The following is an 11,199-nucleotide window of genomic DNA, read 5'->3' as shown; positions in this document are numbered from 1 at the left end:
ATTCAAATCTAGAAACACGTAAACCACAATGGTTTACGCATCTAAAAGACTGGTTTACTCAAGAACAGTTAATCTTAAAGGGTTTAGAACTGGATCCAATTTTTCAAAATACTTACTTTACAGCGCATGCCTTAGTGGATGCGTTAAGAACCAGAGATTACCAACGTTTCATCGAAGCTTTAAGTAGAACTGACAAAGTCAGTTCACAGCTTGAAACAACCATTAAAACCTATCGTAAACATCTGTCTCTAATTAAAAACATGATGGCAAGTACCTACTCCAATGGCCCTTTAGAGGGCGTTAATCGCAAAATAAAGCAAATCAAACGGACGGCGTACGGGTACAAAAATTGGTCGCGTTTTTACACACGAATTCGGATTGAATTTACAATTCAGAACAAAAAAAGGAAACCAATTCGAAAATGAATTGGTTTCCTCATAAAGTTCCTCATCAACAGCCGTTGACAAAGAGCCGATTTTCTTAAAGTTTAGGATCAAATAAACCATCAACCGGTTGTTGTTCGTGAATTAATTTAATTGCATCACCCAACAATGGTCCCACGGATAGTTGTACTAATTTGTTGAACTGTTTGCTTTCTGGAATTTGAATCGTATCAGTAACGATCACTTTTTCCAACGGCGAAGTTTCCAACTTGGTTGGTGCATCCTGTGAGAAGATGGCGTGAGTTGCACAGCCATAAATTTTAGCGGCCCCTGCCTTTTTTAAGGTCTTCGCGGAAACGTCAAACCGGGTTCCCGTGTCAATCATGTCATCAATCACAATCGCAATGCGATCCTTGACGTCACCAATGATGTTGTCTGGCACAATGTCATCATTATCAGGGTGCCGATTATCGATAATTGCAATCGGTGCGCCTAACAATTCGGCCATCTTCCGTGCACGTGACACCCCAGCATGATCTGGTGAGACCACGACTAAGTTTTCAGTGATGCCCCGATCCTTGAAGTAGCTTGCCAAGATTGGCGCAGCTTGCAAGTGATCAACTGGAATATCGAAGAATCCTTGAATCTGAGCAGCGTGCAAATCAATCGTTAAGATTCGAGTTGCACGGTCCTTTTCAAGTAACGTTGCAATTAATTTTGCGGTGATTGGTTCCCGTGAGCGTGCTTTTCGATCTTGACGTGAATAACCATAGTATGGAATCACCACGTTGATTTCACTAGCACTAGCCCGACGCAACGCGTCAATCATAATTAATAGTTCCAGAATCGTATCGTTAACTGGGTCCGAAATCGATTGAACAACGAAAACCTCGGCGCCCCGAATACTTTCTTCAATATTAATTTGAATTTCCCCGTCACTAAAACGCTTAACGGAACTCTTCCCGAGTGGAATTCCAACTCGCTCAGAAATCTTCTTCGCTAACGGCAGGTTAGAATTTAACGCAAACAATTTTAGTTTGGCATAAGATTCATCTGTTGACATAACGACCTCCATAAAAATATTTTCATGACATATATCATGATTATAACAGTATCGATGACTAAAAAACTGTTCGTCACCATTTTTTTATAATAATTAGCCTTCACCCAAATGATTGCTAATAACATCTATTATGCAAATCTACGTTTGGGGCATGAAATCTTCCGGCTTGATCCCTTGCATCCCAATCATCGGGTCGATTTTTCCCGCAACCACTAACGCCGGCGTGAGCTCGTGCGGCCCACTATCGGCTGGCTGCGCTTCCGGTTCAACACGGTCTGATTCTGATTCAGGCGCTGGCTCCGCCGAAGCCGCCGTACTAGTCGGCTCGTCATCAGAAACTGCGGGTGTCGCTTGATCACCGTCAAAAACCTGCTGTAGCCGTTTAGTCAGCGTTGTCTGCCGGTTGACCGACTCGTTCGTTACACTACGCTCAAACGACTGCATATCACCGAGCAAGATCAACGTTTCTTCCGCCCGTGTAATGGCCGTGTATAACAGATTGCGCTGCAACATCCGCGCGAACTGTGGAACTAAGGGCAAGATCACCATCTTAAACTGGCTCCCCTGCGACTTATGAATTGACATGCTATACGCCAACGTTAGTCGATTCCAATCCGCACGGCCATAGGTCACTTCATTCTGGTCAAAAGCAATGGTAATTTGATCTTTCTTCGACTCATTATGTTTGTCGCTCGCTAAGTCGATCCCAACAATTTTGCCAATATCGCCATTAAAAACGTTATCTTCTGGTGAATTGACCAAGTGCAATACCTTGTCGCCCACCCGAAAATCTTGACCGTTGTATTCTAAGTGTTTCTGCCGAGCCGATTTCAACGGATTGAAAATATTTTGAACGGTCGTATTCAACTGATCAATCCCGGCCGCACCCCGATACATCGGTGCCAAAATTTGAACCTGCTCAGACGTAAAGCCCTTCGACTTGGCCTTGGCAACGACTTGCTCCACGATGTGATTGACCTGATACGCGTTACAAGCAATAAAGGAACGGTCTTTTTGATTGACCGTAAAGTCGTCTGGTAACCGCCCATTTTTAATGGCGTGGGCCAACGGAATAATACTGGAACTGTCATCCTGACGATAGATCGTATTCAACTCAATTTGCGGTAAGCTCGGACTCTTCAACAAGTCATGAAAAACTTGACCAGCGCCCACTGAAGGTAACTGGTCTTTATCACCAACCAAAATCACCTGCATATGACTCGGAACCGCCTGCAATAGTATCTGGAATAGCGTCGTATCAACCATCGACATTTCATCGATAATCAGTAAGCCACCATCCAGATCTTTAGTGGGTTCTTCAGGACCGTCTTCACGGCCCGTCAGTCCTAATAACCGGTGAATCGTACTGGCAGGTAACCCAGTCGTTTCGGCCATGCGCTTCGCAGCCCGTCCGGTGGGCGCAGCTAGAAGAATCGGAAACGGTTTGTCTTTATATTGATTAATGTCTAGTGAGACATCGTGTAGCTCCGCAAACAAGGCCACTAAACCACGAATAATCGTCGTTTTCCCAGTCCCGGGACCACCCGTCAGTAGAAAAACGTGTGACGTGATTGCCGACTTCAACGCCTGCGTTTGCGAATCGTCGTAAGTTAAATTGCTCGCTTTAGCAACGTGTCCAATTGCACGCTCTACGGCTTTTTCAGTCAAGTTACCATCATTGTCCGCTTCAACTAATCGTTTTAAGTGTTCCGCAATTTTCCATTCAGATTCGTATAGGTCACTCAAATAAATTCGATTTTCATCGCCAACGATTTTATTTTCCTTCGCTAGCGTCACCAACTGATCAGCTAACTTTTGTGGATCAATCTGAACGTGCCGGGCCGATTCTAATAACTGCATCGTCGCATTAAGTAATGGCTTAGCTGTCGTATAAGTATCGCCATTCTGCACGCAAACCTCATTGATTTCCGTTAACAGCGCTGCTTTCAACCGACTATCCGCTTGTGGGTCAATCTTCAACTGGGTCGCTATCTGATCAGCCTTTTTAAAACCGACCCCTTTAATGTCTTCAACCAAGCGGTACGGATTTTCTTGGATCACGTTCAGCGTGTCTCCTTGATACCGCGCATAAATAGCGGCCGCTAACCGGCTCCCAAATCCGTACGCGTTCAGCCCAATAATCGTCTGTTCCAGTCCGTTATTGACCCGTAAGGTTTCTAGTAACGTCTTTTCAACACTGGCCCGCAACCCAATTGGTTTCAAGAGGGTCGGGTCTTCTAAAATTTTATCGATGGCATCTTCACCAAGCGTATCCACGATTCGTTCAGCGGTACGCCGGCCTAGTCCCTGAAAGTCGCTACCCGACAAGTACGCAATTAGACCACTGCGTGACGTTGGCGTCTGATTTTGATAATTATCCGCTTGAAATTGGACCCCGTATTTAGGATGACGGACACTCCGCCCCGTAAAACGATAAGTGGTTTCTTCCTGAATATCAGCAAAGTTCCCCGTAACGACAATTTCATCTTCGTGCCAATCAATATTTTGCTCACTGACCTTAACCAGCAGAACTTTGTAAAAACTGTCAGCGCTACTAAAAAAGACGGCCGCCACTTTACCAACAATAAAGTGCATGGTCGATTCGTTAGTCGGATTATTTGAAAACAAATTTACTTGATCACTCGTCACTAAGGAACCTCCTTACACTTCCGTTGATTGGTCGTCGCCATTTTGCTGGGCGGCCAACGTCTTTTCAATATCTGATAACTGTTGTTGGTGTTCTTTAAAATAGGCTGAATCTAATTTCTGTGCCTTGGCAAACCAATCCGCATACGGTTGACCGATCACCATCGCCGTTAATCCGACGTTGAATGCTGCCCGACCAGAATGAGTATCAATTTGATAAGCTCGTTGATAATAATCGTACGCTTGCTTGTTATTGCCTAACGCAAGTAATATATCTGCTACTAGCAAATTAGTATCTAGGCTTTGTGGCTGTGCCTCTTGCGCGGTGAGCGCCCAAACCAATGCATGCTGATAATCCTTTTTAGCCATCAATGACTGTCCAATCATTAAGTACGCATCAATTTTCAGTTTTGGATCTTTAATTTGCTGATAAAATGGCAGGGCTTTGTCATACGTTTGGGCCTGATAGTAGACGTTACCCAGTGCGTAACGAAATAAGTCCACTGCTTGTTCATCAGCTGCAAACTTTCCTAAGGCCTTCATTGCTAGTGCTTCTGCTTGTTCAAAATCTTGACCAGCCGTCAACAATACCGTTAGCTCATAATAAGCTTGATAGTCTTCCGGTTGGGCGTCAATTTTTTGAATGAGCTGATGCACTAACGCTTGTTGTTCAGCTTTACTCGGCCGTGACGTTGAATTGTGTTCAGTCATCACAAATCCCCCTTAAATGGTATCAGTCGGATCAGGTCGCCGTGATAAGTACGACGTATCGTTCCAATCTAGCAGTTTATAACTCTTGCCGCGATCACGCGTTTCTAAAATCGTCGTAGAGGTATTGGATAACCCTCCCCGATCCCGTAAGGTCGCTAGCGACGCGCCAAGTAACGTATTAACGAGTGCGTTCAACGCCGCACCGTGACTAACGATTAACACGTTGTCCTCGCGTTTCGGATTAGCAGCAATAATTTGACGGATAGCGGGTTGCATTCGCTTCAATAGCTGCTGGAAGCTCTCACCCTGAATCATCGTCGGGTCGTACTGGTCCGGATGGTTCCGAAAGGCTTCAAATTCAGTTGGGTATTGGGCCTGGACATCGGTAAACGCCATGCCTTCCATTTTACCTAAATTGAACTCGCGTAACCGGCTTAAAACCGTCACCGGTAAATCTGGCTGAGTCAAGTCATGTTTGAGCGTCATCGCAGTATCACGAGCACGTTTTAGCGGACTCACATAAATGTGACTAAATTTCAGATCTTGTAGTGCCGAAGCTAACTGATGAATTTCTTGGTAACTCGCTGGTAACAACGGTGAATCTCCTTGAGAGCCTTGATAACGTCCCTCTAAGTTCCATTCCGTTTTACCATGACGAATAAATAATAGTTTTGTCAAATCATTACTTCCTCACCTAGGCCACAATCGACCACTCTATATAACTACTATTATGCCAGTTTTCAAGTCAGTTTTCAAAAGTCAGGTTACTGCTTTAAACTAAAATTATGTAAACTAGATTCTGCTAATTCCACTTCATCCGGACAGTTTTTCGGTGTCCCTTTTATATTCATTGCACGATAAATCTAAAACGCCCGGAATCAACTAAATTCCGAGCGTTTCAATGATAACTATTAAATTAGCTAACGTTCACGTTTAAATAAACGCTTAAATCCTACCATTAAGCTGCCTAAAGCGATTAAAATCAGTCCAAATACCGTTGTCGCAGGCTCCTGCTCATTAGTCTGCGGTAACTGACTTGCACTTGCAACCGGTTGACTCGGTTTGAGTCCCCTCAGCCAGCTGGGATCAATTCCACCTGGGGTCGCCGCGGATTTAGCCGGAACAATCTTTGGATGAGTGACTGAATGACCATTTACAGTCGGTGCTGCCGTTGGCTTTTTGGACCGGAGCGGCGTTGATGCTGGTACTGGGGTTGCCACGGACACCGTGGGCCGAATCGCACTCTGCTGGATTGGTGTTCCTGACTGGTCGATCTCAATTGCCGGCGCCGCTTCAGACTGAGCCGCCGATTCCGGCGCATTGCTTGTGGCCGAGCCAGCGTTCGAACTTGTCCCAGCACTCTCGCTGGAACCTGAGCTTGCACTTGACCCAGTAGCTTCACTAGAACTCGAACTTGCCTCTGAATTGGTCGTTGAACTGGAACTGGCATTTGAACTAGCGCTTGAGCCCGCACCGCTAGTCGGCTCGTCGTTAATAACGTCTGACGGTCCAACCGGTGTGTAAACCACCGTAACCACTTTATCCGGGGTTGAGTCTGTAACCGCGTCCTCCGCGGGAACAACACTAACGGCTGGCACCATGTTATGAACCGTCGGTGGCGTCACTGAATCAAACCCGGTTGACGCAGTTGGCGTCCACGGACCATACGTTGTATCACCGGTAACCAAGTCGCGCAGCGCACTACGTGTAAAATTAATCGTTTGTTGCATTGGCGCCGCAACTAAAGTTCCCGTTGGACTGACATAGTTAACCGTCCGCTTAATCTGTCGTTCTAGTGTCACATCAGCTGGAAGACTAGGTGTCGCCGGTGTCAGTACCGCCGTTTTGTGTGCTAATTCAACTTCATAGGTCGCGGTCGGCGTTGGGTCTTCAAACAGGGCCCCATTAGCCGGATAATTATTGGTCATTAACTGGTAACCCTTTGCCTCGTAGGCCGCAATTGTCGTCATTGGATCATAACTTGCCACACTCTTGTAGGTCCCCGTCACCGGTGCACTTGCCAATACTAGGTCCGACGTCACGTCCCGGTACTGAACCGTTCGGGTTAACTCATTGGCCGTGTATTGGTAGTCAACCGTCCCGGCTACAAGTGGTAACGTCCCACTAGCTGGCAGACTCGTCGCAGCTAACTTTTGGTACGTATACCCCGGAATCGTTAGCGGCGTACTCTGATAAGTTGCCCCGACGTAACCCCCAATGGTCGTACTTGGTGCAATAGTTTGTCCCGTCGCATCGACATAGTTGATTGTCAGCCCGCCAGCGACTTGCCGCTCAAACGAAAAGGTCAGTGCTTGTGGATCCTGTGTATACTTCCCAGTCGGTGAACTACTGCGTTCCGGGTCAAATCGATAACCCGCAATGGCCGTCTCAGGGGTCAAATCATACGCTGAACCAATGGTCGTCCCCTTAATAAGCTCAGCGGGTTGAAGGGCCGTTCCCGTCGTTTCATCATCATACTTAACGTTTAGTTCAGGATTCGTCAGCCAATTAGCCGGTTGATAGACCATAACATCGTACTCAAAGGTCACCCCGTTAGGATAATTCAAATCAATAAAATTCGTATAAAATTCTTGTGCCGTGGTGAAATCGTAATAACCTCGCAACCCATAAGCGAACCAGTTCACGTTCGGATACGTCGGGTAAGCGGTTGCGATTTGATATTGCCCGTTTCCTAAACTCGTCAAAGCGGGTTCCTGTGGATGCGTCGTATCGGTTGCAGCTAACGTCGGACTACCGCTCAAAGTCGCTTGGTAATGTCCCGTTAAAGACTCCCCGGTCATCCCCGTTAACGGCAATGCTGTAAAGGTCGCCGGTTGACCAATGACCAAATTTACCGGTGTCGTTGCGTAATTGACCCGCTCACCTATTGCAACTACCATTGTGGGCTTAGTGATCCCACCCAACGGTGAAAAATCAGTCAATGAGTTATCTGACAAATTAATGTCAGCACCACCACTAGCTGTAGACGTATTACCAATCGAGGTCAACCACTGGCCAATCTGAGCAAGCTGCGCATTAGTCATGCCTTGGGGATTGTTTTGATAATCCGTCAGATCTGAATTGATCGACCCACATAATTGAACCATTGAAATTGTAGTCGGATCAATTAATGTTAGCGGTTTCAAATTCATCAATGCCATATCGTGAGTCTCAACAGTAATTTGATTAAAGCGATCATATTCTAATGGTGATAAGTCGATGCTTGGGTTCTGAGTCTTAGTGAAGAGACTAATCGTCGTTGCGGCCGGTAAACTTTGTAAGTACTGTATCCCATTAAATGAAGTCACCATTAACGGCACGTTAGTCGTCCCAATATTGAAACTACTCCCGGTAAAATGACGAATGCTCCCCAACGTCACGGATCCAGTCAGCTTCAAATCACTTAAGACGTTAGCTTCCAGTCCAGAATCAGCAAACGTGACCACGGTCGTATCGGGTAACGCAGCTAGGCTGGCAGCCTGACTAGCCGCACTCGTCATCGCTTGGCTACCAGCACTCGCAGTCCCCTGACTAGTAGCTTGGCTAGTGGTTGAAGTAGCCCCGGAAGCGGCCGAGGCCGCCCCACTCGCCGTATTGCCAAAGGCACTGCTGGGCGCGCTAACCGCTAAACTTGGCAACGACAACCCCGCTCCGGCCGACCCCGTCGTTGCCGTCGTGGTGGTAGTCGTTGTTGTGGTAGCTGGACTGGCTGGCGTCGCGGTCCCCGAACTAGTCGTGACCGTTGGTGCCGCTGCACTGGTTGTTACCGCGGTTGCTGCACCAGTGGTACCACCTGCTGATAACGTGACGGCCGCCGCACTGGTCGTCGAATTAGTGGTCACTGAACTAACAGTTGTCGGTGACGTGGCTACTGAAGTCGTTGTGGTGGCAGCTGCAACGGATAGCGTCCATAGTCCCGCTCCTAAACCAGCACTCCCACCCAATAAGATCAACGTTGTTCTCCAATTGCGCTTAAACTGCTGATGCTGATTTTGTTGTGCTACTTTTTGAATTTTTTGTAATTTTGTTAACCGCATGGTTCAAACGACCTTTCTACAGGCTTAGCTAAGTTCATCGAAAAACCAAAGGTATACCAATACATAAAATTCAGCCAAAGATAGCTCAGCCCTTAATTTACCAATAGGTATACCATCGTCGAACAGACATCACAATTATCAGGCTTGTACACACCTAGTTTCATTAATTTACATTCGCAGCCCTAGTTAGTAAAGCTTCCTTAACAAAACTCATTGCATCAAAAAAGTAGCTTTCCGATGTTTCCAGAAAAGCTACTTTGATAACTACTAAGTCTTATTTTTTCAACGCTTCATCCAGTGCGTTGACCCCTTTAATCGGACCAACCACCGTTAAGACGTCGTCCGTGGCCATCATATCCGTCGGCTGCGGTGCCACGTTAATACTTTTACCATGTTTAATGGCAATGACCGTTAAACCAAACCGTTCGCGTAAGTTTAAATCAATCAAATTTTGATCAACAAAATTCGGATCCGTAATTTCAATGGCCGCAAGTGTGTATTCATCGCTGAGGTCGATAAAATTCAGGATATGATTGGACAACAGTTTCCGTACGATGCCGTGCCCCATATCACGCTCGGGGAAAACGACCTGATCCGCGCCGACCCGTTGTAATACCCGGCCCTGATCACTCGTTTCAGCCTTTGCAATCACCTTTTTAGCGCCCAGCTCTTTACTCAGCATTGTCGTTAAGATGCTGGCTTCCATATTGTTCCCAATCCCAATAATCACGTAATCAAAGGAATCCACGTTTAAATCACGTAAAACTTCTTCATCGCGGGTGTCAGCAATCATCGTTTGCGTCGCGATATCCATCAATTCGTTAACCGGTCCTTCATTAATATCGACCGCTAAAACGTCTTGATGTTCCTCAACTAGGGTGCGAACAACGCTCTCCCCGAATCGGCCCAGTCCAAAGACCGCAAAACTTTTTTTCATTATGGGACACTTCCTAACCTATCAAAATATTTTCTGCCGGATAACGAATCATGTTCACCTTGGCCTGGCGTTTAGACAATGCGTACAATGACGTAAAGATGCCAACCCTTCCAATAAACATCAACAACATGATCACGAGTTTACCAATGACCGTTAAGTGTGGCGTTAGTCCTAAACTTAGCCCCACCGTCCCAAACGCCGATAAAACTTCGAATAACACGTATTCCAAGCCAAACCCGTTGGGAATTTTTTCAGTCTGCGTCAAAATTAACGTTGCGACCGTAATCACAATACTGGCCAAAAAGATCAGCAACAAAGCCCGGCTGATGTTTTCCTGATTGAAGCGCCGGTGACTAAATTCAACGTCTTGCCGACCCCGGATCTGCGCAATACTTTGAAACATCAAGATTCCAAAGGTCGTTGTTTTGATCCCACCAGCGGTTGATCCAGGCGTCCCACCAATGAACATTAAAATCATGAGTACGAACAAGCTCCCGGCTTGTAATTGCGCCGTTGGCATCGTAACCAGTCCCGCCGTCCGCGGCGTCACGCTTAAAAATAACGTGTTAATCGTCCGCGTAAACCACGGTGTGCCCGCTGGTAATAACTTTAAATCACGTTCGGTCACAAATAACAGTAAAAAACCAATGACGAACAGGCTTAACGTTGTCAGTAAGGTCAGTTTCGAGTTTAACGTCAACCGTTTACGCTCATGGTAAAGCAGTAAGTCCCGCCAAACTAAGAAGCCGAGTCCCCCAGCGACAATTAAAATCATCGTCACGATCAAAACGTAATTATCACCACGGAACCCAATTAGACTATCGCCAAATACGTCAAAGCCGGCGTTACAAAATGACATGACCGCGTGGTATAAAGAAACGTATAGCCCGCGTCCCCAACCGTAACGGGGAATAAAGTCGACCGCTAGTAAGCCCATGCCACCCACTTGGAACAGTAGCGATAAGCCAACCACGTAGCGCATCACGCTCTTAGTGTCACTTAAATTTTCCAAATTCAACGACGCCTTGACCATCAGTTGAGTCGAAAGCCCAATTTGTCGGCGCATAATGTTAAACAGTAAGACAGCAAACGTCATGTAACCCAAGGCACCGACTTCGGATAAGCCTAAGATCACCAATTGGCCAAACGTTGTCCAGTGATCAGCGGTGCTGACGACGGTCAGTCCGGTGATACAAGTCGCCGAGGTCGCCGTAAACAACAAGTTGATGAAACTAGTCGTGTGTCCGCTTTGCGTTGCCCACGGTAAGCTCAGTAAAATACTCCCAATCGTGATCAAGACAATAAAGCCCGCGACCATTTTTTTAGATAATGTGTCAAAAAGTTTAATTCGTGTTAGTCGTTTCATTTCTATCCATCCTAATTGCTATGCTTCCCTTAGCTTAAGCAACCCGGCGCTGAAAA

Annotated in this window: 8 protein-coding genes; 1 reads left to right on the top strand and 7 read right to left on the bottom strand. The window is 46.4% G+C overall.

From position 1 onward, the window contains the following. A partial coding sequence (locus tag AAA939_RS10785) for a transposase (RefSeq protein WP_338225973.1) occupies window positions 1-425 on the top strand: 425 nt, incomplete at its 5' end. 55 nt (window positions 426-480) lie between these two features. On the opposite strand, the gene AAA939_RS10780 is transcribed toward AAA939_RS10785, so the two are convergent. From AAA939_RS10780 to AAA939_RS10750, 7 genes are all read right to left on the bottom strand, one after another. Further along, window positions 481-1,446, bottom strand: coding sequence for a ribose-phosphate diphosphokinase (locus AAA939_RS10780; protein ID WP_338210432.1), 966 nt, complete (start codon window positions 1,444-1,446; stop codon window positions 481-483). A gap of 138 nt (window positions 1,447-1,584) precedes the next feature. Further along, window positions 1,585-4,041 carry an SF1B family DNA helicase RecD2 gene (gene recD2 / locus AAA939_RS10775; RefSeq protein ID WP_420914933.1) on the bottom strand — a complete coding sequence of 819 codons (2,457 nt, stop codon included), beginning with the start codon at window positions 4,039-4,041 and terminating at the stop codon, window positions 1,585-1,587. 66 nt (window positions 4,042-4,107) lie between these two features. After that, window positions 4,108-4,803, bottom strand: a complete 696-nt coding sequence (locus AAA939_RS10770) for a tetratricopeptide repeat protein (protein ID WP_338210436.1) — start codon at window positions 4,801-4,803, stop codon at window positions 4,108-4,110. A gap of 12 nt (window positions 4,804-4,815) precedes the next feature. Then, window positions 4,816-5,481, bottom strand: coding sequence for a histidine phosphatase family protein (locus AAA939_RS10765; RefSeq protein WP_338210438.1), 666 nt, complete (start codon window positions 5,479-5,481; stop codon window positions 4,816-4,818). A 242-nt stretch (window positions 5,482-5,723) separates the two neighbouring features. Next, a complete protein-coding gene (locus tag AAA939_RS10760; RefSeq protein ID WP_338210440.1) occupies window positions 5,724-8,840 on the bottom strand; it encodes a mucin-binding protein in 3,117 nt (1,038 codons plus the stop codon). Window positions 8,841-9,114: 274 nt separating this feature from the next. Beyond that, complete coding sequence (locus AAA939_RS10755; protein WP_057706666.1) at window positions 9,115-9,777, bottom strand: potassium channel family protein; 663 nt, start codon at window positions 9,775-9,777, stop codon at window positions 9,115-9,117. Window positions 9,778-9,790: 13 nt separating this feature from the next. Then, window positions 9,791-11,143 carry a TrkH family potassium uptake protein gene (locus AAA939_RS10750; RefSeq protein WP_338210443.1) on the bottom strand — a complete coding sequence of 451 codons (1,353 nt, stop codon included), beginning with the start codon at window positions 11,141-11,143 and terminating at the stop codon, window positions 9,791-9,793. Window positions 11,144-11,199 lie beyond the last annotated feature (56 nt).

This window comes from Lactiplantibacillus paraxiangfangensis, from assembly GCF_036246185.1.
GTDB lineage: Bacteria > Bacillota > Bacilli > Lactobacillales > Lactobacillaceae > Lactiplantibacillus > Lactiplantibacillus paraxiangfangensis.
Note: the sequence above shows the minus strand (reverse complement) of the source record. Positions and strands in the feature narration are given on the sequence as shown.

Excerpts from the sequence above, each read along its gene's own strand:
- AAA939_RS10780 (WP_338210432.1), bottom strand. The coding sequence starts at position 1,446 with ATGTCAACAGATGAATCTTATGCCAAACTAAAATTGTTTGCGTTAAAT.
- recD2 (WP_420914933.1), bottom strand. The coding sequence starts at position 4,041 with ATGCACTTTATTGTTGGTAAAGTGGCGGCCGTCTTTTTTAGTAGCGCT.
- AAA939_RS10770 (WP_338210436.1), bottom strand. The coding sequence starts at position 4,803 with ATGACTGAACACAATTCAACGTCACGGCCGAGTAAAGCTGAACAACAA.
- AAA939_RS10760 (WP_338210440.1), bottom strand. The coding sequence starts at position 8,840 with ATGCGGTTAACAAAATTACAAAAAATTCAAAAAGTAGCACAACAAAAT.
- AAA939_RS10755 (WP_057706666.1), bottom strand. The coding sequence starts at position 9,777 with ATGAAAAAAAGTTTTGCGGTCTTTGGACTGGGCCGATTCGGGGAGAGC.
- AAA939_RS10750 (WP_338210443.1), bottom strand. The coding sequence starts at position 11,143 with ATGAAACGACTAACACGAATTAAACTTTTTGACACATTATCTAAAAAA.